The 24,934-nt window shown below is 42.3% G+C and carries 19 protein-coding genes and 1 riboswitch; of the genes, 12 read left to right on the top strand and 7 right to left on the bottom strand.

The window, feature by feature from the left end:
• Positions 1 to 80: 80 nt before the first annotated feature.
• Positions 81 to 1,457 carry an MATE family efflux transporter gene (locus ACRRMM_RS08815; protein WP_268357517.1) on the bottom strand — a complete coding sequence of 459 codons (1,377 nt, stop codon included), beginning with the start codon at positions 1,455 to 1,457 and terminating at the stop codon, positions 81 to 83.
• A gap of 113 nt (positions 1,458 to 1,570) precedes the next feature.
• On the opposite strand from ACRRMM_RS08815, the gene ACRRMM_RS08810 reads away from it, so the two are divergent.
• From ACRRMM_RS08810 to ACRRMM_RS08800, 3 genes are all read left to right on the top strand, one after another.
• Positions 1,571 to 2,437, top strand: a complete 867-nt coding sequence (locus tag ACRRMM_RS08810) for an AraC family transcriptional regulator (protein WP_025207121.1) — start codon at positions 1,571 to 1,573, stop codon at positions 2,435 to 2,437.
• Between the two features lie 14 nt (positions 2,438 to 2,451).
• Positions 2,452 to 3,012: a GNAT family N-acetyltransferase gene (locus ACRRMM_RS08805; protein WP_035392472.1), complete on the top strand. Its 561-nt coding sequence runs from the start codon at positions 2,452 to 2,454 to the stop codon at positions 3,010 to 3,012.
• Positions 3,013 to 3,075: 63 nt separating this feature from the next.
• Complete coding sequence (locus ACRRMM_RS08800) at positions 3,076 to 3,351, top strand: hypothetical protein (protein ID WP_008348576.1); 276 nt, start codon at positions 3,076 to 3,078, stop codon at positions 3,349 to 3,351.
• A gap of 168 nt (positions 3,352 to 3,519) precedes the next feature.
• On the opposite strand, the gene ACRRMM_RS08795 is transcribed toward ACRRMM_RS08800, so the two are convergent.
• Positions 3,520 to 4,056 (bottom strand): serine O-acetyltransferase, encoded by a 537-nt coding sequence (locus ACRRMM_RS08795; protein ID WP_428828866.1) that lies wholly within the window; start codon positions 4,054 to 4,056, stop codon positions 3,520 to 3,522.
• A gap of 387 nt (positions 4,057 to 4,443) precedes the next feature.
• Here ACRRMM_RS08795 and ACRRMM_RS08790 point away from each other — a divergent pair, with 387 nt between their 5' ends.
• From ACRRMM_RS08790 to ACRRMM_RS08765, 6 genes are read left to right on the top strand one after another with little or no spacing between them, the layout of a single operon-like run.
• Positions 4,444 to 5,790: an aspartate aminotransferase family protein gene (locus ACRRMM_RS08790; protein ID WP_035392469.1), complete on the top strand. Its 1,347-nt coding sequence runs from the start codon at positions 4,444 to 4,446 to the stop codon at positions 5,788 to 5,790.
• Positions 5,777 to 7,273: a pyridoxal phosphate-dependent decarboxylase family protein gene (locus tag ACRRMM_RS08785; protein ID WP_428828867.1), complete on the top strand. Its 1,497-nt coding sequence runs from the start codon at positions 5,777 to 5,779 to the stop codon at positions 7,271 to 7,273. The genes ACRRMM_RS08790 and ACRRMM_RS08785 overlap by 14 nt, the downstream gene beginning before the upstream one ends.
• Positions 7,270 to 9,051: an IucA/IucC family protein gene (locus ACRRMM_RS08780; RefSeq protein WP_428828868.1), complete on the top strand. Its 1,782-nt coding sequence runs from the start codon at positions 7,270 to 7,272 to the stop codon at positions 9,049 to 9,051. The genes ACRRMM_RS08785 and ACRRMM_RS08780 overlap by 4 nt, the downstream gene beginning before the upstream one ends.
• Entirely contained in the window at positions 9,048 to 9,602 is a 555-nt protein-coding gene (locus tag ACRRMM_RS08775) for a GNAT family N-acetyltransferase (protein ID WP_007499091.1), read from the top strand. Before ACRRMM_RS08780 ends, ACRRMM_RS08775 begins: the two co-directional genes overlap by 4 nt.
• On the top strand, positions 9,577 to 10,926 hold the full coding sequence (locus ACRRMM_RS08770; protein ID WP_428828869.1) for a lysine N(6)-hydroxylase/L-ornithine N(5)-oxygenase family protein: 1,350 nt from the start codon (positions 9,577 to 9,579) through the stop codon (positions 10,924 to 10,926). The genes ACRRMM_RS08775 and ACRRMM_RS08770 overlap by 26 nt, the downstream gene beginning before the upstream one ends.
• Positions 10,927 to 10,939: 13 nt before the next feature.
• A complete protein-coding gene (locus ACRRMM_RS08765) occupies positions 10,940 to 12,754 on the top strand; it encodes an IucA/IucC family protein (protein ID WP_206114273.1) in 1,815 nt (604 codons plus the stop codon).
• Positions 12,755 to 12,799: 45 nt separating this feature from the next.
• Here ACRRMM_RS08765 and ACRRMM_RS08760 read toward each other — a convergent pair whose 3' ends face one another.
• The 5 genes from ACRRMM_RS08760 to ACRRMM_RS08740 all read right to left on the bottom strand — a co-directional run bounded on the left by ACRRMM_RS08760 (position 12,800) and on the right by ACRRMM_RS08740 (position 20,872).
• Positions 12,800 to 13,657, bottom strand: coding sequence for a GNAT family N-acetyltransferase (locus ACRRMM_RS08760; RefSeq protein WP_046343157.1), 858 nt, complete (start codon positions 13,655 to 13,657; stop codon positions 12,800 to 12,802).
• A gap of 138 nt (positions 13,658 to 13,795) precedes the next feature.
• On the bottom strand, positions 13,796 to 14,731 hold the full coding sequence (locus ACRRMM_RS08755) for an anti protein (protein ID WP_428828870.1): 936 nt from the start codon (positions 14,729 to 14,731) through the stop codon (positions 13,796 to 13,798).
• A 117-nt stretch (positions 14,732 to 14,848) separates the two neighbouring features.
• Positions 14,849 to 18,277 carry a methionine synthase gene (gene metH, locus ACRRMM_RS08750; RefSeq protein WP_428828871.1) on the bottom strand — a complete coding sequence of 1,143 codons (3,429 nt, stop codon included), beginning with the start codon at positions 18,275 to 18,277 and terminating at the stop codon, positions 14,849 to 14,851.
• On the bottom strand, positions 18,261 to 20,102 hold the full coding sequence (locus ACRRMM_RS08745; protein ID WP_268449138.1) for a bifunctional homocysteine S-methyltransferase/methylenetetrahydrofolate reductase: 1,842 nt from the start codon (positions 20,100 to 20,102) through the stop codon (positions 18,261 to 18,263). Before ACRRMM_RS08745 ends, metH begins: the two co-directional genes overlap by 17 nt.
• Before the next feature lie 78 nt (positions 20,103 to 20,180).
• A riboswitch (SAM riboswitch) is annotated at positions 20,181 to 20,299 on the bottom strand.
• A gap of 81 nt (positions 20,300 to 20,380) precedes the next feature.
• Positions 20,381 to 20,872 carry a YajQ family cyclic di-GMP-binding protein gene (locus ACRRMM_RS08740; RefSeq protein ID WP_076821901.1) on the bottom strand — a complete coding sequence of 164 codons (492 nt, stop codon included), beginning with the start codon at positions 20,870 to 20,872 and terminating at the stop codon, positions 20,381 to 20,383.
• Positions 20,873 to 21,098: 226 nt separating this feature from the next.
• On the opposite strand from ACRRMM_RS08740, the gene ACRRMM_RS08735 reads away from it, so the two are divergent.
• The 3 genes from ACRRMM_RS08735 to ACRRMM_RS08725 all read left to right on the top strand — a co-directional run bounded on the left by ACRRMM_RS08735 (position 21,099) and on the right by ACRRMM_RS08725 (position 24,925).
• Positions 21,099 to 21,947, top strand: a complete 849-nt coding sequence (locus tag ACRRMM_RS08735; RefSeq protein WP_017360190.1) for a CvfB family protein — start codon at positions 21,099 to 21,101, stop codon at positions 21,945 to 21,947.
• 354 nt (positions 21,948 to 22,301) lie between these two features.
• Positions 22,302 to 23,279, top strand: a complete 978-nt coding sequence (locus ACRRMM_RS08730; protein ID WP_035700250.1) for a BMP family lipoprotein — start codon at positions 22,302 to 22,304, stop codon at positions 23,277 to 23,279.
• The gene (locus tag ACRRMM_RS08725; RefSeq protein WP_079920109.1) at positions 23,276 to 24,925 is read left to right on the top strand and encodes a methyl-accepting chemotaxis protein; all 1,650 of its coding nucleotides are present in this window, start codon (positions 23,276 to 23,278) and stop codon (positions 24,923 to 24,925) included. The genes ACRRMM_RS08730 and ACRRMM_RS08725 overlap by 4 nt, the downstream gene beginning before the upstream one ends.
• Positions 24,926 to 24,934 lie beyond the last annotated feature (9 nt).

Genomic DNA, 24,934 nt, shown 5'->3' with positions numbered 1-24,934 from the left:
GAAAAGAAGACAAAGGGGTAAAATAAAGTTCGTTTTAGCCCTTTGACAACAATCTGAAAGGACTGCACCCGCAGTCCTTTTTATGTGGAAGTAAACCGGTACTCCGTCCACACCCTTGAACGCCACCGCCTATACATGAAGATACCTCTTACCCATTCATCCACGATAAAAGAAATCCAAACCCCGATAAGGCCCATTTCAAGTTGAATGCCTAATAAATAAGCGATCGGAAGGCCGATGCCCCACATTGAAATCATCGCCATATAGACTGGAAACTTCGCGTCACCAGCTGCCCGCAAGGAGTTGATGATGACCATATTAAAAGAACGTCCAGGCTCTAAAATAATCGTCAATATGAGGAGGAGACTCGCTATTTGAATGATCTCACTGTTGCTAGTGAAAAAAGTAAGTAAATGCGTCGATGATAAAGATAAAGCAGTAGAAGAAAGAAGCGAGATGGCAATGGCCCAGTATAAGCTTTTCATGCATCTTCGATAGGCCGCATCAAATTCTTTCGCCCCGATCAGGCGCCCAATTAAGATTTGCGTTCCTTGGCTAATGGCGGCACCAAATAACATAATGAACATCATCAAATTCTGGGTATAGACTTTTGCTGCCAGTGCTTGCGTGCCCATAAATGTGATAAACAGCGTAATAATCATTTGAGAGCCATTATAAGAAAGCTGTTCTCCAGCAGAAGGAATGCCGATTTTTAGCAGTTTTTTTAAATGCGTTCGCTGGATGTAAAACATTCGCTTGAATGAAAACCGCAATCCAATGCGGTGTCGAACAATGAGGATCATGGCTGTTAGACCGATCAACCGTGCAAATGATGTGGAAAGAGCAACACCCATGACACCTAATACAGGGAAGCCAAATGGTCCAAAGATGACCAAATAATTACCAGCAACGTTTAACAGATTCATACCGATGGTGACATACATCGTATCTCTCGTGAATCCATAGCTTTTTAAAATAGCACTATAGGTCATAATGAGCGCCTGTATAAAAGACAGCAGGCCGACAATCTGTAAAAAGACGGTTGCATCTGGCATGAGCTCGCTTGATAATCCCATGATATGCAGGATGGGCACAGCTAACACAAACATAAGAAGACTGATCACAAAGCTAATGAGGAAGTTGGTGCCTAGTGATACATAGGCAACTAGGGTCGCTTCCTGATTGCGGCCCGCTCCTAAAAGCTGCGCAATGACAATCGTCGTCCCAGTCGTAATGAAGCTGAACATCACAATCAATAGATTTAGTAGCTGATTGCTTACCCCTACTGCGGCAACACTATTGTCAGAATACTGGCTGAGCATCAGTGTATCTGCGCTCCCCATCAGCATATATAAAGAGATTTCGATAAAAATAGGCCAAGTTAATGCAAATAATGAAGGGTGGGATTTTTCACTTTTGGCTTGAACCTTTTGTATTGTCAGTGCTTGTGGTTTCATCACATCACCTTCTTTCGTATAAATCCGATTTATAGTGTACCTTGCATCGACTATAATAAGAAGAGATGAAACCGAAACTTATTGGAGAAATCCGACTTCATAAGGGGATGAATATGGGTCCGTTTATTACATTTACTGTACCGCCATTTCCAGTCTATATTGCTTCAGGCAAAGGTGTATTCCACCCAGGAGAACGACATATCTCCAGAATTTTCACCGTATTTGATCTTCTTTATGTCACGAAAGGTGAACTGTGGATCACAGAAGACGAGGTGCCTCATCACGTAAAAGAGGGAGAATATATCATTTTATCACCGGGACTTGCCCATGGTGGACATCTTCCATGCAAAGAAGAAACACTTTATGAGTGGCTGCATTTTTCAATTGATTCATTTGAGTTTACAGATCGGCCGAGAGAACACTGGTTTGACATGAAGCAAAATCAAGCCACTTTTGAAAAAGCAGCAAGCTATGAATTTCGTCTGCCCCGAAAAGGAAAAGTGAAAGGGGGAAGCGTGCTACAGAAGCATCTTTCAGCGATGCGCGCTTTAAATGATGATGCGTCTGAACTTCAGCTCAAAAAGCAGCTTCAATTTGAGGAAATGCTCATTCATTTACAAAAAGAAGCATTTCATATTCCAAGTGCAAAGGAGACTGTCGCTTCAGAAGTGGTTCACTATCTTGAACGTCATTTTACGCAAAAATTACAGATGGAGAAGCTGGCAGAGATTCTCCATTATCATCCTGATTACATGACAAGGTGCATGCAGACCGTGTACGGACTGACGCCGAGCCAGTACATCAATCGACTCAAAATTGAAAAAGCCAAAAGCCTGCTTGCTTCAACGAATGAAAAAATAGCTCTCATTGCAGAACATGTAGGCATTGATGACCCTACTTATTTTTCAAAGCTGTTTCGGCAAAATGAAGGCATGACGCCAATCGAGTATCGTCATCTTGCTAAAAGAACGACAAAGTAAAGGAACGTGAACAGATGAAAGGAAAAAAAGAAGAGATTGTGAGCATACGTCCATTAGACGAAACCGATTTAGAAGTGGTATGGCATTTAAGGTTTAAAGCACCAGATCAGGCCTATCGAAAGTGGAATGCTCCGTATTTTATTGAACATGACATATCGCTTGCTGCATTTAAAAAACGCTATTTACAGGATGATTCTGTCCTGCCAAAACTATTTGGCATTGATGTCGGAGGTGAATTAAAGGGCACAGTTTCTTATTATTGGGAGAATGAACGCACACGCTGGCTGGAGTGTGGGATTCTTATTTATGACTCACGTTTTTGGAATGGGGGCGTTGGTACAAAGGCATTGCGTCTATGGATCGATGAACTCTTTTCACACATTGATATCCCACGCATCGGCCTGACCACCTGGTCTGGAAATGAACGCATGATGCGTTGCGCAGAGAAATGCGGGTTTATCCTTGAGGGAAGACTGCGTAAGGTACGTTACTATCAAGGGGAGTATTATGATTCGATGCGGTATGGGATGCTGAGAGAAGAATGGCAAAGCCTTCCGAATCATTCATTTGAATAGTTGTTTTTAAGATTAGGAAAAAAGTATAGTAAGATTCAATAAATTGAAAAAGAAGGGTGGCGGATGAATGTGAAATGGATTACAGGTTGGTTTGTATCCATATTAGTCGCAATCTACCTATTCGTTGATGCACCAAAACACGGGAAAAATAAATGGTTATGGGCCATCTTAGGTCTTTTACTCGGGCTCTTCACACTTGGAATATATCTCATTCAAACAGGAAGAAAAGGGTTGGGCTGGACAGTACTGATTGTGTCCATTCTCATCTATGCGATTGCCATCCTCGTCTTTGTCTTGTACTTTCTCATGCTGGTCTTCGGGTACTCCAACGCAAATTAGAGAGTACGGCTGTGGCGATTTGTTTCACTTCAAGTTGCTACCGATTGATGGTTTGATTGCGCCAAAGCATCTTAGGATAAATGGTGATGGGGCTCGGGCAGGATGATCCTCATGTTTATCCATCTTATTTTATCTCATGTGGCTCACTGCTTTGGTCAAGTAAGTCCTTCATAAAGAAGGGCTTTTTTCTTTTATTTTTTGAGCAGGGACACCTGCAATGACAATCCGCTCTTCATGAAAGGAGCGATTCACTACTGCATTTGCTCCGATGGAAATATGATTCGCAATATAAATATTTCCAAACAGTTTAGCGCCAGGACCGATCCATACATGATCTCCAATGACGGGCACATCTTTTTCATGATGGTTTTGACCGATATTCACGCCTTGATGAATATCACAAAACGATCCGATTTTGGCGTGCTTGTTCACAATCAACAGCCCAGTATGGTTGATTCTGAGCCCAGGTCCAAATACACCAATTGGGATATCAAAGCTAAGCTGCATGCCTTTCTTTTTATGTAAGTAACGATAAAACCATTTGCGTAACGTAGCACCGCTATTCGTATAGTACTCATATTTTCGTAAATATCTTTGATATTTCCAAATATCATCCCCAAGCCACTTTGGTCTTTTTCGATTGATGGCAAGTGCTTTCTGATCTTGTGCCAAGTAGTGGTGAAGGTCATGCTTCGTTAAAATCATCAGATCTCCCTCGATTCCCTTTCGTTTCAGAGAAATTATACCATCATAACCATTTATATCAAGATAAAATAACGTTCATTTTTTGTTTTACTGCATTCATTTCATTCGGCCGTCGCGTATCAAGCAAGGGAGCTACAACGCATAGAGCAAAAGAACCAGGAGAATTGTTTTGTAATTTTTTTCAATATTTTTCATACTCAAACGTTACATCGCCCTTATGGCTGTAGATGTTTGTAAAAAATACACGAAATTACTCGTTAAAAAGAGAATATAGCATTCATATGCTTTTAGAATCATCTTTTTGAATACAATTGACTTTCGTATCTTACATCCTCTAGGCTAGTAAATGAAAATGATAATCTTTATCAATTGGAGGAGTGTTTTATTATGTCCATCAAAACCGTTTCTAAAAATCAGCAATTTTTAGAGCAACAAAGTCAAAGAGAATCTAATGCAAGGTCTTACCCGAGACGGTTCCCATTAGCCATGCAAAAAGCCGAAGGTATGATCGTGACAGATGCAGATGGTAGAGAATTTTATGACTGCCTAGCAGGTGCAGGAACACTTGCCCTTGGTCACAATCACCCGGTTGTTATAGATGCTATTGAACGTATGCTTCATGAAAAAAGACCGTTGCATACGCTGGACATCACTTCAGAGATTAAAGAAGAATTTGTGAATGAGATTTTTTCTCACTTGCCAGAAGAGTTTGCAAAAAGAGCAAAAATTCAATTTTGTGGACCAACTGGTGGTGATGCTATAGAAGCAGCAATTAAATTAGTCAAGACAGCGACGGGAAATCGTTCCATTCTATCATTCCACGGAGCATATCATGGTGCTACGCATGGCACGATGTCATTAAGCGGCAACTTATCGCCAAAGGAAAAAGTACAAGGATTAATGCCAGATGTTCACTTCCTGCCTTATCCATATGAATACCGCTGCCCATTTGGAATCGGCGGTAAAGACTCACATCGCATTTCCAGTTCTTATATTGAGCGTGTATTAAATGATCCTGAGAGTGGAATTCTCCCGCCAGCAGGCATGATCTTTGAAGCGGTGCAAGGGGAGGGCGGCTCCATCCCGGCATCAATTGAATGGATACAAGAAATGAGACGAATCACAAAAGAAAAAGGAATTCCACTTATTATTGATGAGGTTCAATCAGGCATCGGCCGAACTGGTAAGATGTTTGCCTTTGAACATGCTGGTATTGTGCCAGATGTCATTGTGTTATCAAAAGCAATTGGGGGAAGCCTGCCACTATCCGTTGTGATTTATGACAAAGACTTAGATCAATGGAATCCAGGTGCACACATTGGCACGTTTAGAGGAAATCAAATGGCGATGGCAGCTGGAACTGCTACGCTTAAATATATAAAAGAAACCAATCTGCTTGATCATGTAGAAGCGCTTGGTCAGCGTATGCAGGCCAATCTAAAAGACATTCAAAAACAAGTGCCTGCTCTCGGTGATGTGCGAGGAAGAGGATTAATGATTGGTGTTGAAGTTGTGAATCCAGATGAGAAACAGGATGTGGACGGCAGTTATCCAGCAAATCCAGAGCTAGCCAGTCTCATTCAAAAGAATTGTTTTGATAAAGGCTTAATTGTGGAGACAGGAGGCCGTTTTGGAAGTGTGATTCGATTCTTACCGCCTTTGACCATGACAGAAGAACAGCTTGAAAAAGTCATCACGATTTTTAAAGAGGCAGTTTACGATGCAGTCAACTAAACCATCTGTCGATTCATTATTTATTCAACAAAGCCAGCTTGGGAGGGAGTCCTTCCAAGCGGCTCTCTACACATCCATCGACAGCTTACTGGCAGAGTGGCAAACAAGCAGAGGACCGTATAGCGGAATATTGCCTGGGAAATTAGCGACTCACGTCGAATCGTTATTCCAGATTCAACCGGCTGGTGAATCCATTGAGTCTGTTTTTCAAGATATAAAAAATCACCTTTTACCGCATTTGGTTGATGTGTCACATCCTAAATGCCTGGCACATTTGCATTGCCCACCTCTTATCCCTGCTCTGGCAGCAGAGGTGATCGTAAGTTCCTTTAACCAATCAATGGATTCCTTTGATCAAAGCGGCATTGCATCTTTGGTTGAGGAGGAAATCCTCAAGTGGTTATGTGAAAAGTTTTCTTATGGAGAACGAGCAGATGGGACCTTTACGAGCGGTGGAACCCAATCTAACTACATGGGACTGCTTTTAGCAAGAGATGCATTTTGCGAAAACACTTGGCAATGGAATGTACAGCAGAAAGGGTTGCCGAGTGAGGCAAACCGTATGCGGATACTTTGCTCCAAGAATGCCCACTTCACTGTGAAAAAATCAGCATCTCAGCTAGGTTTAGGTGAGCAGGCTGTTGTGTTAGTTGAGACAGACGAACATCACCGAATGGACCTGCATGATTTGCAGAAGAAGCTTATGGAGCTTAAGGAGCAGGATTTGCTTCCATTTGCAGTCGTGGCGACTTGCGGGACAACTGATTTTGGCAGTATTGATCCTGTACGTGACATATATGACATGGTGAAGCCTTTCGGTTTGTGGATTCATGCAGATGCTGCCTATGGAGGAGCGCTTGTATTAAGCAAAACCTTCCGAGGAAAATTAGATGGCATCGAGCTGGCTGATTCGATCACGATCGACTTTCATAAGCAATTTTATCAGCCGATCTCCTGCGGGGCATTTCTACTAAAGGATAAAAGACATTTTGGTTTGATTGATTACCATGCAGATTATCTCAATCCAAAGGAAGATGAACTGGAAGGCATTCTGCATCTCGTGAATAAATCTGTTCAGACGACGCGCCGGTTTGATGCGCTAAAACTCCTTCTCTCTCTGCGTATGATTGGAGAAGAAGGATTTGCAAGTATCATTGACCATACCATCCATTTTGCGAAAGATGTGACTACGTTGATTGAGAAAAATGAGCATCTTGAGGTGATCAATCCTGATCCAGAAATCAATGCAGTCGTGTTCCGTTTTATGGATGATCATCAAGCAGATGACATCAATAAAATCATTCATCGCACACTTTTCCAAACAGGAACGGCTGTCGTAGCAAAAACAGTAGCCGATGGTCAAACATGCTTAAAATTCACTTTGTTAAATCCGAGAACGACTATTACACATATTGAGGAAATCCTTTCTGACATTGTTGATATCGGGATCGCTCATATTCAATCCGGGAGGGTACTACGTTGAGTCAATATAAACAAATGGCTGAAAATGCAACGATGCAAAGCTTTTTAAACTGTTTTTTACGTGAAACAGGAATTGATCGATCTGCAAAGAAAGAGACAAAAGCAGACGGCTCACTTGTATTTGTAGCAGCATTAGCAAAACAAGATCTTGAGCTTGTCATTCCGATTCGATATTTTTCGCCTGTAGGCCGTCATCTCTTTGATTTTCCCGTTCGCTTTCGCCCGCAAGGCAGTGAGCAACAGGGAACGATCATCGATTACACCACACTTGTTGCTTTATGTTCAAAGGAACTTCTCATTGAATATGGCCGCACAGATGCAGAGGATGAGTTCATGCTTCGCATCATTTTAAGCTGCCGGAATATTGAACGATTCATTAGAGAGAGAGAAAGTGATCGAGCAGCTCTTTCTTCAGCTGATTTTGAATATATCGAAGCGGAGCAGTCACTCCTTCTTGGGCATTTAACGCATCCTACACCAAAAAGCAGACAAGGAATGACAGAAGAGGAGGAAGCTATTTATTCTCCTGAGCTGAAAGGCTCTTTCCAGCTTCATTACTTTAAAGCACATCCGTCAATTGTGCTTCAGGATTCTTCAATTTCACAGTCTGCGGCAAGCCTCATGTTTGAGGAGCTCATGCGACAGATGCCAGAAGAAAAAGAGAGACTGATGACGTTAACAGAAGGCGGTCAATATGTCCTGATTCCGATTCATCCGCTACAAGTCCAAGTGGTCATGGAGAAAGCGTTCGTCAAGCGTTATATAGAGGACGGAATGCTGACGTATTTAGGGCCGCTAGGATCTGAATACACAGCGACATCTTCCTTTAGAACGGTCTATCAAAAAGACTCTGCGTACATGCTTAAATTCTCTGTCCCTGTAAAGATCACAAACTCTTTACGCGTTAACAAACAAAAGGAACTTGATCGTGGAGTTGAGATGTCTCGTATCTTAAAAACAGAATTAGGCGTTTCATTATATGACAAATTCTCTGGATTCCGTGTGATTGAAGATCCTGCGTATCTATCTATTCAAGGGGATGAGGCGGAATCTGGCTTTGAAGTCGTCATTCGTCAAAATCCATTTTTGCATCATGAAAAAGGGGCAAGCTTAATTGCAGGGCTATGTCAGGATCATGCATACGGAGGAAAATCAAGGCTTTCAGGCATTATCAATGAATTAGCAGATGCTGAAGGCAGATCAACAGAAGATGTCAGCCGTGATTGGTTCACACAATATTTATCGATTTCGTTAGAGCCGATGCTTTGGTTGTTTGAAACGTATGGTCTTGCCCTTGAAGCCCATCAGCAAAATGCTGTCGTACAGCTAAAGAATGGATATCCGCACACATTCTATTATCGTGACAATCAAGGCTACTATTATAGTGAATCGAAAAAGGATCAGCTTGCGAAGCTTGTTCAAAACTTAAGCGTCAGAAGTGAAACCATTTGTGCAGACAATGTAGCGGTTGAGAGACTGCGTTACTATTTCTTCTTTAATCATTTGTTTGGTCTTGTGAATGGTTTTGGTACAGAGGGGCTTGCAAAAGAAGAAGATTTATTAGCCCTGATTAGAGACACACTGCTTGCGCATGAAGAGACATATGGTGCATCTGAGCTGACGAACAGTCTTCTTCGGTCACAGGAGCTGCCTTCAAAAGCGAACTTACTCACGAGGTTTGAAGATATGGATGAGCTGACGGGTTCTTTAGAAACTCAATCCAGGTACACGTCTGTGTTGAATCCGCTCTTTTTACATAAGGAGGCGCTGATTGGATGAGGCATCGAATTGGGTTCATTCGCGCTGAATATGAACGGGACGTCCAGCTTGTCCACAAGTGGATGCAAGAAGAGTATGTCCACCCATTTTGGCATTTGAATATTCCATTTCCTGCTTTTGAAAAGCACTTTTATCAGGCCATTCATGATCCGCATCAAACCCTTTATTTAGGAACCATTGATGGCACGCCGATGAGCTATTTTGAAGCATACAATGTGAAAGGGGATATCATTGAATCGTACTATGAGCCTTCTCCGCATGATCAAGGCATTCACCTGTTAATTGGAGAGCCAGATTATGTAGGGAAAGGATTTGCGGCTCCGCTGCTTCAAGCCATGACAGCATTTCAGTTTGAGCAGAACAAACGAACAGAAAAAATCGTGGCTGAGCCAGATATTCGGAACGAAAAAATGATTCATGTCTTTGAAAAGTGTGGATTCGAACGTGTGAAACCAGTTACTTTACCAGATAAAACAGGTCTTTTGATGTTTTGTCATCGAGATCGATTTGAAAGGAAGTATAACCATGACGCGGTTCAACAAGCAAAATAATGTAGTGGATGTCATTGGGATTGGTATTGGACCATTTAACCTAGGGCTTGCTGCATTATCTGAAGAAGTAGACGAAATTGACGCTTTGTTTTTTGAAAGAAGTGAAGCGTTCCACTGGCATCCAGGTATGCTCATTGAAGGGACAACACTTCAAGTCCCCTTTTTAGCGGATCTTGTCAGTATGGCGGATGTGAAAAGCAAATATAGCTTTCTCAACTATTTGCAGGAACAAAACCGTTTGTATTCATTTTACTTTCTAGAAGACTTCCATATCCCGCGCAAGGAATATAGCCATTATTGCCGCTGGGTCGCGGATCAATTAGATTCTTGTCGATTTGGCATGAATGTCGAATCTGTCTCCATCGTTGAAAAAGCTGGAGAAAAACGATATGAAGTGCATGTCCGTCATGTGAAAGATCAAACGGTAGAGGTGTTTGAAAGTAAGCATCTTGTTTTAGGTATCGGCACACAGCCTGCGGTACCAGTATCTCTTCAGCCAGCTTTAGGGGATCGGGTGTTTCATTCTGCTGATTACTTGAAACGAAAGAAAGAAGGCTGTTTTAAAGGAAAATCCGTGACGGTCATCGGTTCTGGTCAAAGTGCGGCAGAAGTATTCTATGACATTTTATCAGACGATGAGGCGAAGGATATTCATTGGTTTACACGCTCTAAAGGGTTTTTCCCAATGGAATATTCAAATTTGGGTCTTGAGTATTTCTCTCCAGACTATATTGATTTCTTTTATGAGCTTCCTCAGCCTAAAAAAGATGCGCTATTAAAGCAGCAAGATTTGCTGTATAAAGGCATCAGCTCAGCGATGATCCGAGATATTTATCACTTGCTTTATGAACGTTCTACTTGCGGAGAGCAGCTGAACACCGTGCTGCAGGCGATGACGGAGGTCAATTTGATTGAGGAAACGAGGGACGGCTTATCGCTTTCATGCAATCAATGGGTCAAAGAGGAATCCTTTACGCATGAGACAGACATTGTCGTCTTGGCAACGGGCTATCAATCTGTATTACCGCCATTTATTGATCCGATTTCCCATCATATTCAGTGGGATCATCAAGGACGCTTCCAGGTTGAACGTGAATATCGATTGAAAACAAACACATTAGGTGAGAATGATATTTTTGTACAAAATGCAGAGCTTCATACACATGGAGTAGGCGCACCAGATTTAGGGCTAGGGGCGTACCGAAACAGTGTCATTATCAATGAACTGGCTCGTCGACCTGTGTATCCACTTTATCAAAAGCATGTTTTCCAGACATTCGGTACACATAAACACGCAAATACATTTGAAGAAATTAAAGGGTAAGGAGGATGAACCGATGAGTGTACAAGATGAATTGAAAAAAGCGGTCAATCCTGCTGCTTGGAAAAAAGCAAACCAGCGAATGGTGGCAAAAATGCTGTCCGAATATATGTATGAGGATATGCTGCATCCCGTTCAGCTAAATCATCAAGATGGCATCGCCCAATACGAATTAATCATTCACGAACAGAAGAAATATCGTTATCTCGCAAAACCTCGTTTGTTTGATAGTTTTGATACGATTGCTGAATCGATCGAGTGCTGTCAAGACGGAACGTGGACAAAGGATGTTAGTGCCATTGTGTTTTTACTAGACATTCAGCCAATCATCCCAATGTCTTCTGAAACAACTGGTCATTTGATCAAAGAGCTTCACCATACCTTGTTAGCGGATGTTCATTTGCTGTCGAAAAAAGCACTTCGTGCAGATGAGCTAACAGATACAGATTACGCATGGATTGAAGGCGAGATGACTGGTCATCCGTGGATCGTCTATAACAAAGGGCGTATTGGGTTCAGCTACGAAGATTACTTAGCCTATGCACCTGAAAGGCAGGAATGTGTGCAGCTGTCTTGGATTGCTGTTCACCGAGAGCTTGCGACTTTCCATGCGGTCGATCATGAGAACTATGAGCACATCATTGCCAAAGAATTAGACGAAGTGACGATCCGTCAATTCCAACGTGTGTTAAAGGATGAAGGGCTGAATGCGGCTGATTATTATATGATGCCTGTTCATAAATGGCAGTGGACGCATATGATCATCCAGCATTTCCCTGAAGATTTAGCCATGCGCCGTATCGTGTATTTAGGAGAAGGGCTGGATCAATATATTCCACAGCAATCGATCAGAACCTTTACAAACATCTCAAATAAAGGCAAGCATCATATTAAACTGCCAATGAGTATTTTAAATACGCTAGTGTACCGGGGGCTCCCATCAGAACGTACGGTGATTGCGCCACGTATTACAGCGCATATTAAAGGAATTGCCGATCAAGACGCCTTTTTATCCGATGTATGCCGCGTCATTTTACCAGGTGAGAATGCGAGTATCAATGTTGATCATCCTTATTACAGCAAGCTACCTGGTGCGCCATATCAATACCTTGAAATGCTTGGGGTCATTTTTAGAGAAAGCATTTATACGTATTTAGATGAAGGGGAGAGCCCTGTTACGCTGGCGGCACTGACGTATGAGGATCATGAAGGCGAGCCTTATCTAAAGCAGCTCATTGAAAAATCGGGTCTGTCAGCAAAAGAATGGATGGCGTCATTCTTCCATGTTGTCATGCCGCCGCTTCTGCACTTTATGTATCAATATGGCACGGTGTTTTCACCGCACGGACAAAATACAATTCTTGTATTAAAAGATCACAAGCCGCATCGTTTGGCGATCAAAGATTTTGTTGATGATGTGAACATTAGTGATCAACCGCTGCCTGAATTGGCTTCATTAGAAGAAGATCTAAAGGAAGTGCTGCGTAGTGAGCCGCCTGAGGGTCTTGTACAATTTATTTTTACGGGTCTGTTTATTTGCAATCTTCGTTACGTGTCAAACGTGTTAGACAATCACAATCTGTTAGATGAAACGACGCTTTGGCGCCTGCTTGCAGAAGAAATTCAGCAGTATCAAAAGCAATTTCCACAGCTAAAAGATCGTTTTGCTTTATTTGATCTATTCCAGCCTCAGCTGACAAAGCTTTGCTTAAACCGTAATCGCATGATTGATTACGGCTATGGAGATGGAGATGACCGGCCGCATGCATCAGAGCATGGCAAGGTCACAAATGCACTCGCTCAAGTCCTCTCATCCGTAGGCGAAAAATAAAAAAGAAAAGCTGTAGACAACATCTGTCTACAGCTTTTTGATTTTTTATGAAAATGCTTGTGAGGCCAGGAAATAGAGAAGCGCGGGATCGTTCTGCTTTTCGTTCCCGCGAATCATCATAAAATGTGCGACGTTTGTTTTCGTAAATCCTGCTTCTACAAGTGATGTATGCAGGCGTTCAGCTGTTTCTTCCTGCATATCTAAACGAAAGGCGCCAGAATAAGACGTGAGAAGTGATTGAATGAGTGATAGCGCCGTTTGTTCATCGTTTGCTGCAAGCGGGCCAATCATCAGATTAGCTGGTGTTTCCACACCAAACGCGAAGCCGGTGATTTCGTGGTGTTCATCCTTTGCGATCAGTTTAAATGCTGCTCGCTCCATTCGCTTTATTAAGAAGTTTGATCGATTGGTCCCTGCGCCTTTTTCATCCAGCCTTTCAATAGACGGGAGGTGCGTTTCATCAGCGGGAAAAAGGTGAATCTGATGTGACGGGTGAAGCGCACTAGGATTTGTTTTTTGTGCTTTGTATGTATGAATATAACCGGCTGTCTGAAAGCCGATTTTTTCATAAACTGGCTGTCCTTGTACAGTAGCCGTTAAAACGACAGGGACACTTGGATCACTATGACGAAGCAGTGTGTCAATCATTTGACGGGCAAGACCGAGGCCTCGATGTGTCTCAGATACAATGACCGCTCCAATTGATGCCACACTGTCATACTGAAAAAGTCCAGCGCATGAAATGACTTGTCCGTCAGTTGTTGTAAAACCGGTAAAGTGTCCATTTGTTAAAAGAGATGTGAGCTCTTCCGCATTGTAATCAGGCCAATCGACCTCTTTTGACAATGCGACAAGGTCTGGTATGTCATCAAGGGTTAAAGATCGTTGAATAACGTTTGGCAATACACGCAACTCCTTCTTAGCTGATTTCTCTCTATGTATCGTACCATAAGAACGCATAAGAAAAAGGAAAAGGGGATACCTTTTCCTTCACCGTGTAGACAAACTCCGTTTTGGTGCTCCCTTTTCCTTTTGTATAGTTTAATAATTGAGGTCACGGTTGTATTCATATTCAAAGGTGAGCTGTAAGTTCTTAATTGAGACAACGCCTACTTTGATTAACCGTCCACCGATCAATTGAGGAACCTCGGTTGCATTAAAAGAAACAAAAAAGCGGTCTTTTGCCGGCACTTGACTTGTTTTATAAGAAGAGATGTCAACTTTTTGACCGTTCCAAGGTACGTTCACTGTTCCGCCTTTTAATGAAGAGACAGTGAATACATAATTATATGCATTTGTACTACCTTTTTCAGCTTCTAATGACAGTCCAGTGACAACGGCATCCTGCGGCAAGCTGCTTAAATCAAAAGAAGAATTGGGAGATCCGGCTTCATTGAAACTATTCAATGTGGCAGGTGATCCATATCGTTTCGTTGTGCCTTTTTCAATACTTTTATCAAAGACAATACGATACATGTTGTCCTCTTCATTTAATAATTGCTTTGGTTTGACGGCTAAATAGTAGTCAGTACTGGCGGCAATTTTCGGCATATGGATGATTTCATTTTGGTTGTTTGTCCGCACAGAGGAAGACACGAGTGACCCGCTCTGATTGTAAAGATAAAGATCGAAATCATTTCCAGCTTTCACATTGACGAGTTTGATAGAAAAGCGGCCATCTGCTCCATCAAATTTAGAGCTGGTGAACCGATAAAAATCAATGTCATTCATAGAAGAGATACTGCCTTCGTGATATAAATAGGTCTTGTTTAGATGAAGAGAGTGCTGTAAGAATTGAGCTTTGTCCATCGTATCATTGTTTGCATAATCACTGTCTGGATACAGATGCTCCAATTCTTCTGTATAATATGTTGTTTGTTTCGTAGACGTTTCACTTGCTTGAGCAGGTGATTGGAAAAGAGGGCTAGCAATAAAGAGACCTGTAAGCAATAAAACCCCGATCTTCTTTTTGACCATGACAAACATCTCCTTTTAAGTAAATGACTTTCATTTATAATATCGGTAAATAAACTTAATTTTTCATATTTATTCCATTTTTATTTATAAAAAGAACCTCCAATTCAGGAGGTTTTTTTAGTGAACGTTAAAATATCGAGCTTCAGGATGAGAAACGACAATGGCTGAAACGGATGCTTCAGGCTCCATCATAAACCCTTCTGTGAGATGAATCCCGATTTTTTCTGGCTGCAGCAGATGGAATAGTTTTTCTTGGTCTTCTAGATTAGGGCACGCTGGATAGCCAAAGGAATAGCGCTGACCTTGATATTTGGCTTGGAAGCGTTTTTCCATCGTGAAATCGACTGGGTCTGGGAATCCCCATTTATCACGAATTACTTGATGCGTTCGTTCAGCCAAGCCTTCTGCAAGCTCAAGTGCTAAAGCTTGGACCGCATGCATTTTTAAATAGTCACCCTCTTGTTTAAATTGCTGCGCAACTTCTCGTATGCGGGCACCAGCCGTCACTGCAAATAAGGCGATATAATCTTTCTCGTTCTCTCCGCTTTTCCGCACATAATCAGAAATAGACCGGTACGGAAGTTTTTCCTGTCTTGGAAATTGGAATGTCTCAATGACGCGGTCAGGCGCTTCTGGATCATAGATATGCAGGTCATTCCGATTTGAATTGGCAGGGAAGAATTGATAGACAAATGCAGGTGCAAACCAGTTTTTCTCTCTGCCTTCTTGAAGAAGATCTGTGATCAGTTGTTTTAACTCCAATGCTTTTGGATGCTGTTCAGCCAAGAGCTTTTTGACCTTTCCTTTTAAACCGAGATGATGGCCGATCAGCATTTGCTCATTGACATAGGGCATAATGTGGTGCAAATCAATATCCCGTACATAATGGCGTTTCGTATTTTCAGGCGTGAATATCGCTGCCTCCGGAAGTGTCGCGCGTTTTTCTAGTAATTCAATCACGGCTTTTGGCTGCTTTGTTTCTTTTTCCTTATGGAGTGTTTCTTGATCCTCTAAGGGTTTTGTTTGAAATTGAAGAGGGTTCGTTCTTAATTCATTCGCTAAAGACAGGCCGTCCATTGCATCTTTGGCGTAAAGGACGGGGCCATCATATTGAGGCGAAATTTTCATCTTCGTAAACTTCCGTGAAAGCGCCGCGCCGCCCACCAAAATGGGAACAGAGATGTTTGCTTTTTGTAAATCTTGAGCGGTCAAGACCATTTGCTGTGCTGATTTGACAAGTAAACCTGATAATCCAATCATATCTGGCTTTTCTTTTTGCACCGCTTCAATCAATGTTTGTGGGGTTACTTTGATTCCGAGATCGACGACGTGAAAGCCATTATTGCTCAAAATGATGTCGACCAGGTTTTTCCCTATATCATGGACATCTCCTTTGACGGTGGCGAGGAGAATCTTCCCTTTGCCGCTTGCGTCCTTTTTCTCCATAAATTGCTCAAGGTATGAAACAGATGCTTTCATGACCTCAGCGGATTGAAGCACTTCAGCTACAATCAATTCGTTTTGATTAAAAAGGCGCCCAACCTCCGACATTCCCTGCATTAATGGTCCATTGATGATATGAAGAGGTGATTCAAATTTCTCCAAAGCAAGGGCAAGGTCATCAATCAGGCCTTCTTTCGTCCCTTCGACGACATAGAGTGCCAGCCTTTCATCAAGTGATAAGGAGATCTTTGGTTTCTTCTCTGTTTTCTTTTTCCCGCGATAAAATTGGGTGAACTCAGCAAGGGTTTGATCATTTGTTTCATAAAGTAAAGTTTCAGCCAGCTTGATTTCTTCCTTTGGAATTGAAGCGAAGCGTTCAAGCTTTTCAGTATTCACGATGGCATAATCAAGCCCCGCTTTGACGCAGTGATACAAATAAACGGCATTCAATATTTCTCTGCCAACTGGCGGGAGTCCGAAAGACACGTTACTAATGCCTAAAATGGTGAGACATTCAGGCAGTGCTGCTTTGATTCGCTCAATGCCTTTAATCGTCTCTTCAGCAGCACCAATATACTGTTCGTCTCCAGTACCTACTGGAAAGACAAGCGGGTCAAAAATGATATCACTCGCAGGGATTCCATATTTTTTCGTGAGCAGGTCATGGGATCTTACGGCAATCTCAAGTTTTCGATCTGCTGTGACGGCCATCCCTGTTTCATCGATTGTTCCAACAACAAGTGCACCGCCATATAGCTTGACAAGCGGAAGAATCTCTTCAAAGCGCTCTTCTCCATCCTCTAAATTAATAGAATTAATAATGGCTTTTCCTTGAGAATACATGAGTGCTTTTTCGATGACATGTTTATCGGTTGAATCAATGACAAAAGGAGCTTTCACTTTTTTCATGGCTTCTTTTAAAAAGCCTTCCATGTCTGCTATCTCATCACGATCAGGGTCTGCTAGACACACATCAATGACGTGAGCGCCATTTTTCACTTGAGCACGGGCAATTTCTGCTGCCTCTTCAAACTTTTGTTCTGCAATGAGCCGTTTGAATTTGCGTGAACCAATGACATTTGTGCGCTCACCAACAAAGAGGGGGCGCATCGCTTCTTCATAAATGAGGGGCTCGATTCCTGATACGGTATGCGGTGATGACTCATGCGTCATGCTGCGGGGCTGAATCGGACGTACTTCATCTGACAATGCCTGAATATGTGCAGGCGTTGTACCGCAGCAGCCGCCGACGATATTTAACCAGCCTTCTTTTGCAAAAGCGGCGATTTTTTTAGCAAGCGAAGCAGGGGATTCGTGATATTGCCCTTCTTCATCTGGGAGACCAGCGTTTGGATAGCAGCTGACAGCCGACTTTGAGATGGAGGAGAGTGTACGGATATGGTCTGTCATAAATTCTGGACCAGTTGCACAGTTTAAGCCGACGCTGATTGGTTTCATATGCTCAAGTGAGATATAAAAGGCTTCAATATCTTGGCCTGCAAGGGTAGTGCCCATCGGCTCAATCGTACCTGACACCATCAGTGGCAGCTCAATACCGGTCGCTTGAAAGGCTTCTTGAATGCCTTTAAATCCAGCTTTGACATTCAACATGTCTTGACTCGTTTCTAAAAGAAGAGCATCACATTTCCCATCAATCAGGGCGCGGGCTTGTTCTTCATAATTTGCAACGAGCTCTTCAAACGTTGTGCCGCCTGTTACGGATAATGTTTTTGTAGTGGGCCCCATTGCGCCTACAACAAAGCGGGGCCACTCTGGTGTGGACAAACGGTCTGCTTCACGCTTTGCCAGCTGAGCTGCTTTTACGTTCAATTCATAGGCGAGGTGGCCAAGTCCATATTCATCGAGAACGAGCTTCGTCGCGCCGAATGTATTTGTTTCGATTAAATCTGCACTTGCTTCAAGATATTGCCGGTGAATCGTGGAGATAATATGAGGGGCTGTGACGTTCAAATATTCGTTACAGCCCTCATACTCTTCTCCGCCGAAATCCTCTGCTGTGAGATCGGCGTTTTGAATCATTGTGCCCATTGCACCGTCAAGGACGAGGATGCGCTTTTTGAGCTGTTCAGTGATAGTTGACATGGGTGTTTGGCTCCTTTTCTTTCTGATGGATGTATGTTGTCAGTTCTGCTGTTAAATCTGATCGAAGGAAAGGGGTAATTAAATAGATGCCATTAAACAATTCACAGGCTGTATCTAATAAAGAACGGGCAATGGCTAATCCTTCTGTCCGCTGCTTTTCTTTATCTTCGCCTGCCTTGGCCATAATCTCACGAATCGAGTCAGACAATTTAATGCCGGGAATTTCATGATGAATAAACTCTGCGTTTCGGCTGCTTGTTAGCGGCATAATACCGATGTAAATCGGTTTATCCAAATGTCTGCTTTCTTCATGAATCTTCACAAGCTGTTCCTCAGAGTATACAGGTTGTGAAATAAAATAATCGGCACCGTATTCGATTTTCTTCTCGAGGCGTTTGACCGCTTTATCAATATGACGGACATTTGGATTAAACGCGCCAGCCACTGAAAAATTGGTCTTTTTCCCGAGCGGCTTCCCAGAGAAAGATAGTCCCTCGTTAAATTGTTTGATCAGACGGATCAAATCAAAGGAGGTTAAATCATACACAGATGTCGCACCTGGGAAGTCCCCAATTTTAGACGGATCGCCTGTGATGGCTAAAATATCGGTTAGTCCAAGCGTGTCCAGCCCCATTAAGTGGGATTGGAGTCCAATCAAATTGCGATCACGACATGTGATATGGACAAGTGAACGCATATCAAGCTGCTGTTTTAATAAAGCGCCGCATGCTACATTGCTAATACGCGGGGTAGCTAGAGAGTTATCGGCCAGCGTGAGGGCATCAATGCCTGCACTTTTTAATTCGTTCGCTGCGACGAGGAATTTTTCAAAGTTCAGCTTCTTCGGCGGGTCCAGCTCGACGATAATCGAACGTTTTTTCACAGCCAGCTCGTCAAGACCTGGTTCTGTCCGTTGATCTTGGATGGAAATAATTTCTTCTTTTAATACTTTCACTTCTTTTTCGGTGATAGGTGCTAAATCTTTGACCGCCTCTGCCATGGCGCTTATATGCTGAGGGGTTGTTCCGCAGCAGCCTCCAATGATTCGTGCGCCCTGATTTCTAAACTCAAGTGCACTTTTTCGGAAATAATCATTATCTGTATCATAGACGAGTCTGCCTTCTTCAAGGGAGGGGAGACTGCTGTTTGGATAGACAGATAAATGAGAATTTTCCAAAAGTGGAACACCTTCAAGTGCCTGAATCATATGATAAGGGCCCAGCCGGCAGTTAATGCCGACGACATCAGCGCCAAGTGAGGATAATTCAGATAAACCGTCTTTTAGCGGTGTCCCGTCCTGCAATACACCTTGCTCATGCATGGAGACGTTCATGACAATCGGAAGCGCTGTTTCTTTGCGAGCAATCTCAAGAACGGCTTTTGCTTCTTCAATATCGTAATATGTTTCAAGCAGTAATCCATCAGGCTCTTCATTTAAAAGGATATAGAGCTGTTCTCTAAAGCTCCGTTTAATCTCGTCTAAAGAGTAGGCATTTTTGTTAAATGTTCGAATGCCACCGATCGTTCCAAGGACATAAGCTGAGCCAGCGGCTGCTTTGGCAATTTGTACAGCTTTTGTGTTAATGCGTTTTGTTTCTTCTTCTAAACCGTAGCGGGATAGTTTAATATAATTCGCACCGTATGTGTTCGTTTGAATAATGTCCGCTCCAGCTTGCACATATGCCTCGTGCACTCTTTTGACTTCATCTTCTTTTGATAAATTTAATTCTTCAAAGCAACGGTCAATGCCATAAGAGTATAAAAGTGTTCCCATTGCTCCATCAGCAATCAGTACGCGATTTTGTAAGTCTTGTAATAGGCCCATTGGTTTCCTCCTTATTTCTATGTAACAAAAAAAGCCTTCTGATAAGAAGAAGACTTTTTGGCTGTATGGAAATTCTTCTTCTTATCTTCCAAGCAGTTGCTTGCTGGATTTAGCACCTTGGTCATAGAAAATAGATTTCTACTACACCGGTTGCTGAGGCTTCACAGGGCCAGTCCCTCTGCCTCTCTTGATAAGAAAGCGATATGAACATGTCAATGAATTGAACTTCCATCAACTGTATCGAAAAAATCGGAAATAATCAATGGAAAATTTGAAATTTATCGAAAATTTATAAATTGGACGTCAATCGGTAAATCTGCCTTGCGCATAAGCGCCATCACTTCTTGTAAATCATCTTTATTTTTTCCTGTCACACGCACTTGGTCATCTTGAAATTGCGACTTTACTTTTATACCAGATTGTTTGATCAAGGCATTGATCTTTTTGGCATTGTCCTTATCAATCCCGCTAATCAGCTTTGCACGCTGGCGAACGGTTCCACCTAGGGCATGTTCTGTTTTTCCGTAGTCAATGTTTTTAGTCGGTACGTTTCGTTTAATCAGTTTTGTCACAAGGACATCCTTTAGCTGCTCCAGCTTGAAGTCATCATCAGAAATGAGAACGAGTTCTTCTTTTTCTAGTGAAATATCACTTTTACTTCCTTTAAAATCATAACGGTTTTTAATTTCTTTCAGTGCTGCTTGAATGGCGTTTTGCACCTCTGGTAGCTCCACCTTCGATACAATATCAAATGAACTTTCTTTTGCCATCACATATGACCTCCAACTATAGATATTGCGTCTATTTTATCATGCCCATAGGGGAAGAAGAAACTTTATCGAAGAGAGTTCAGATGTATGCGGTATAATTCAAGTACAGTTTGTCCACTTTAGCTAACAGAACTAGAGATGTTCATGATGACTGAAGTATAGTAGAATAAAGTGAATCAAAAGATGAACGAACGCTCTTTTAAGGGCAGATAGGAAGGAAGAGAACATGAGACCAGGTGAGCAACTGACCTTGCAAATAGATAACGAGATGGAATACGGCTACTTTTTAACAGATGGCGAAGATTCTGTTCTCCTACATCGCAGTGAGATGACAGAGGATATTGGAGATCGTGATGAAGTAGAGGTCTACTTATATGTAGATCATGAAGAAAGACTGGCAGCGACGATGAAAATTCCTAAAATCAATGCACATACATACGACTGGGTAGAAGTTGTAGACGTTGTAGAAGATATGGGTGCTTTTGTCGATATAGGTTTGTCAAAGGATGCACTTGTTGCAACTGAACACCTCCCGCCTTTTGAGGAAGCGTGGCCGAAAAAAGGCGACAAACTATACTGTATGCTCAAAGTGACAAGTTACGGGAGAATGTTCGCAAAACCAGCCACTGAAGATGTGATCAGTGAATTATTTACTGAAGCGCCAGAAACGTTAATGAACAAAGAAATTACGGGAACGATTTATCGCTTAATTGCGACAGGTTCTTTTATGCTGACAGATACAGGCGTGCGTGGGTTTATCCACCGCACGGAACGAAAGGAAGAGCCTAGATTAGGATCGACCGTGACAGGACGCGTCATCGCAGTGAAAGAGGACGGAACCGTGAACGTTTCTCTGCTTCCTAGAAAGCAGGATGCATTATCTGTCGATGCAGAAGAAATTTTAACTTACATGAGAACGAGAAACGGTGCAATGCCTTACGGGGATAAAAGCGATCCAGAAGATATCCGGGAAAGATTTCAAATGAGCAAAGCAGCCTTCAAACGAGCATTAGGTCATCTGATGAAAAATGATCTTGTTTACCAAAAAGAAGGGTGGACATACGAGAAAAAGTGAGCATTTGCTCACTTTCAGCGTGTAGACAAACCCTCGCATTCTTTGTCAGTCCTGCGCGCTGGTACTCACGAATGTCAAATTCGCTCCGTGCCAGTGCTCGTACTTCCTAGACTGCAAAGGTTTTCTATCACGCTGAAAAGAAGACAAAGGGCTAAAATCAAGTTCATTTTAGCCCTTTGTCAACAATCTGAAGTGAGCATTTGCTCACTTTTTTTATTTTTGTCATAAATAATGGTATTTTTTCAGTGAAAAAAGTCATGAAAAAAGCTGAAAATCCTTCACTTTATCATTGAAACAATGACTCTCAAATCCGATAAATAAGGGGTAAGGATGATAAAAGGAGTGTGTTTTTGGATGAAAGTGAAGATTTCATTACTTCTGATGGCAGCTATGATCATGGTACTCGCCTCATGCAGCAATCAGCAGGGAGGACCACCGGTATCAAATACGAAACATATTGGTGTCATGCTGACGGATGATGGTCTTGGTGATCAATCATTTAACGATTCATCATTTAAAGGATTAGAAAAAGCACGTGATGAGCTTGGCATTGAATTCGATTATAGAGAAATTGCAGAAACCGATACATATGAAAAAGGGCTGACCGAGCTTGTGAAAGATGGAAATGACCTGATCATCGGTGTAGGTTTCAGTATGCAAGAAGACTTAGAAAAGGTAGCGAAAAAATATCCGAAAAAGCAATTTTTACTCATTGATGCTGTGTCTGAACTGAAAAATGTCACATCAGTGACTTTTAAAGAAGAGCAGGGCAGCTATTTAGCGGGAGCTCTTGCTGCCATGACAACAAAAAGTGATGTTATTGGTTTTGTGGGCGGAGTCGATGCAGAGGTGATCCACCGATTTGAACAAGGCTATCAAAAAGGCGCAAAATCAGTGAATCCGAAAATCAAGGTCGTATCCACGTATGCTGGCACATTTAGTGATGCAGGCAAAGGCAGTAACATAGCGAAAGACATGATCAAAAAGAAAGCAGATGTTTTATATGCCGCAGCCGGTTATACGGGTGTTGGTGTATTAAAAGAAGCGCAAACGCAAGGCAAATATGCAATCGGCGTGGACAGCGATCAGTATTATACAGCTGAAAAAGCCGTTATTTCGTCTATGGTCAAAAAAGTAGATGAAGTCGTCTATCAATTCAGCGAACAGCTCGTCAAAAGCAGCAACATCAAAAGTGGACATATCGTTTATGACTTAAGTAATGACGGAATCGATATGGCAAGAATCCGGGTGCTCAAAGATGCTGAGAAATTGACCAAAAAATTAAATGGACTGAAGCAAACACTTCTGAAAGAAGAGGGGGCAGCATCATGAGCTTACGCATCAAAATTTTGCTCAACTCACTCATTTCACTTCTTTTAGCGGTTGGCGTAATTGCCTTTATTATTGTGAGCATGACAAAGATTCAGTCATCAAGCGAAACAGAAGTTCAAACCTTACTGAACGTACAAAAAACGAAGGCCAGCTTTGAAAGTGTCGAACAAGCCATGACCAATTATTCCATGACCCTTTCAGATGAACAGCTAGAGGTCGTTCAAACCGATATATCAACAGCGAAAAAACAGCTGCAAACGTTAAACAAAAACGCAGGAAATATGAACAAAGAAGCCCTAACACGGTTAAATTCAAAGTTTGATACATGGACGCAAGAAGCAAACAATGCCATTGGTGAAAAAAATGCCTCTGATGCCAGACGAGTGGCTGCCAGAATTGACGGTGTTTTAAACGACGTGCATACGATGAATAAAAGAGCACAAGAAGCGTATGAATACCATTTAGAGGAGGCGGCAGACAATGTGCAAAGGATCATTACAAGCGCATCTGTCGCAGCCCTCACATTGATTGTCATCGCCGTCTTTTTAAATATTGGTTTAACGAGATCCATTGTGACACCAATCAAATCCCTTTCTTACCGGGCAAAACAGATTGCCGAAGGAAACCTCGCTGTGGAGCGGATGGACATCAAGCGGAAAGATGAAATCGGTGGCTTAAATGAGTCGTTCAATCAAATGACGGATCAGCTGATTAGCTTGATTCAAGAAATCAGCCATGTATCAAGCCAAGTAGAATCATTCTCGGTTCAGTTAGATGATGAAAACAAAAAGCTTATGGAATCGGCCAATCAAGTGTCTGTATCGACAGACGAAATGGCGAATGGTTCACAAGCGATTTCAGAAGACCTTCAGCATGGCGTTAGTTTGATTGAGAAAATGGATTCACATGGCCGTAAGAATTCCGAAAGATCACATACAGTCATCCGTAGTACAGAGGATGCCATTGAAGCGGTGGAAAGCGGAAAGCACACGTTAACAGAAACAAAAGCAGCCATTGAAAAAAATACACGTGCGACGAGACAAATTGAAGAGTCTGCAGGAGAATTCACTCAGTACGCAAGCGGAATCTCCGCAATGGCCAAAACGGTTTCTGATATTGCGGACCAGACAAACCTCCTCTCGCTCAATGCGGCGATTGAAGCGGCAAGGGCAGGAGAAGCTGGCAAAGGGTTTGCCGTCGTAGCGGACGAAATTCGTAAGCTCGCAGATGAATCGTCTCGTGCAACAAGACAAATTTTTGACATGGTAAGTCATATAGAAAAAGGCATTCAATCCATTAGCCAAACTGTACAAGAAGGGGTCAAGCTATCACTTCAGCAGCAAGATGCAATGGACAAAACCTCACACTCCTTTGAAGATATAGAAACAAAAGCACAACATATTAAGCAAGAAATGGCGGTCTTAAATGACCAAATTATTCAATCAACAGAGCTTGGCGGACAAGTGCTGCACTCGATTGAAAATATTAGTGCCGTTGTAGAAGAAACGGCAGCGGGCAGCGAAGAAATTTCTGCCTCGGCAAACGAACAACTGCAATCTTTCCATCAAATGAACAAACAAGTAGAAGAACTGATGAGTATGACGGCAAGGTTAAACGAAACCGTTCACCGATTTAAGCTATCATAAGAAAAGCAC

The organism is Bacillus sp. XT-4 (genome assembly GCF_050864245.1).
GTDB classification, from domain to species: domain Bacteria; phylum Bacillota; class Bacilli; order Bacillales; family Bacillaceae; genus Bacillus; species Bacillus altitudinis.
This window is presented reverse-complemented; position numbering and strand designations above follow the sequence as displayed.

What these genes read in the sequence shown, in the direction of transcription:
- ACRRMM_RS08795 (WP_428828866.1), bottom strand. Translation starts at nt 4,056, where the DNA reads ATGATTTTAACGAAGCATGACCTTCACCACTACTTGGCACAAGATCAG.
- ACRRMM_RS08740 (WP_076821901.1), bottom strand. Translation starts at nt 20,872, where the DNA reads ATGGCAAAAGAAAGTTCATTTGATATTGTATCGAAGGTGGAGCTACCA.
- ACRRMM_RS08810 (WP_025207121.1), top strand. Translation starts at nt 1,571, where the DNA reads ATGGGTCCGTTTATTACATTTACTGTACCGCCATTTCCAGTCTATATT.
- ACRRMM_RS08755 (WP_428828870.1), bottom strand. Translation starts at nt 14,731, where the DNA reads ATGGTCAAAAAGAAGATCGGGGTTTTATTGCTTACAGGTCTCTTTATT.
- ACRRMM_RS08785 (WP_428828867.1), top strand. Translation starts at nt 5,777, where the DNA reads ATGCAGTCAACTAAACCATCTGTCGATTCATTATTTATTCAACAAAGC.
- ACRRMM_RS08770 (WP_428828869.1), top strand. Translation starts at nt 9,577, where the DNA reads ATGACGCGGTTCAACAAGCAAAATAATGTAGTGGATGTCATTGGGATT.
- ACRRMM_RS08735 (WP_017360190.1), top strand. Translation starts at nt 21,099, where the DNA reads ATGAGACCAGGTGAGCAACTGACCTTGCAAATAGATAACGAGATGGAA.
- metH (WP_428828871.1), bottom strand. Translation starts at nt 18,277, where the DNA reads ATGTCAACTATCACTGAACAGCTCAAAAAGCGCATCCTCGTCCTTGAC.
- ACRRMM_RS08775 (WP_007499091.1), top strand. Translation starts at nt 9,048, where the DNA reads ATGAGGCATCGAATTGGGTTCATTCGCGCTGAATATGAACGGGACGTC.
- ACRRMM_RS08745 (WP_268449138.1), bottom strand. Translation starts at nt 20,102, where the DNA reads ATGGGCCTATTACAAGACTTACAAAATCGCGTACTGATTGCTGATGGA.
- ACRRMM_RS08765 (WP_206114273.1), top strand. Translation starts at nt 10,940, where the DNA reads ATGAGTGTACAAGATGAATTGAAAAAAGCGGTCAATCCTGCTGCTTGG.
- ACRRMM_RS08790 (WP_035392469.1), top strand. Translation starts at nt 4,444, where the DNA reads ATGTCCATCAAAACCGTTTCTAAAAATCAGCAATTTTTAGAGCAACAA.
- ACRRMM_RS08725 (WP_079920109.1), top strand. Translation starts at nt 23,276, where the DNA reads ATGAGCTTACGCATCAAAATTTTGCTCAACTCACTCATTTCACTTCTT.
- ACRRMM_RS08730 (WP_035700250.1), top strand. Translation starts at nt 22,302, where the DNA reads ATGAAAGTGAAGATTTCATTACTTCTGATGGCAGCTATGATCATGGTA.
- ACRRMM_RS08800 (WP_008348576.1), top strand. Translation starts at nt 3,076, where the DNA reads ATGAATGTGAAATGGATTACAGGTTGGTTTGTATCCATATTAGTCGCA.
- ACRRMM_RS08805 (WP_035392472.1), top strand. Translation starts at nt 2,452, where the DNA reads ATGAAAGGAAAAAAAGAAGAGATTGTGAGCATACGTCCATTAGACGAA.
- ACRRMM_RS08815 (WP_268357517.1), bottom strand. Translation starts at nt 1,457, where the DNA reads ATGAAACCACAAGCACTGACAATACAAAAGGTTCAAGCCAAAAGTGAA.